This is a genomic window from Rhodovulum viride (assembly GCF_003265965.1).
GTDB lineage: Bacteria > Pseudomonadota > Alphaproteobacteria > Rhodobacterales > Rhodobacteraceae > Rhodovulum > Rhodovulum kholense.
Genome location: NZ_MUAV01000298.1, coordinates 1 through 225 on the forward strand (window position 1 = coordinate 1; position 225 = coordinate 225).

Consider the following 225-nt stretch of genomic DNA (forward strand, 5'->3'; position numbering starts at 1 on the left):
AGCCGGGGCTGACCATGCCGACATTGGCGTCCTCGACCGTCGAGACCGCCCAGCGGACCGCCGCCTCGGCCGCCGCAGCGGTGCCCGCGATGTCCGACCGCCAGTTCGCGGCCAGCGCCCAGTTGCGCAGGCCCTTGGGCGTGTCGTTCGCCCCGTCGCCCCTGAGGAACGCCAGGTCCTCGCGCAGCGCCATCGCCTTCAAGAGGTCGTCGCGGGCATGCTGGG

At 73.8% G+C, this 225-nt stretch carries 1 protein-coding gene; it reads right to left on the minus strand.

Going from position 1 to position 225, the window contains the following annotated elements; all coding sequences use genetic code 11:
* Positions 1 to 225: phage major capsid family protein (locus tag BYZ73_RS22235; RefSeq protein ID WP_146746446.1), on the minus strand; the 225-nt coding region annotated here is incomplete at both ends.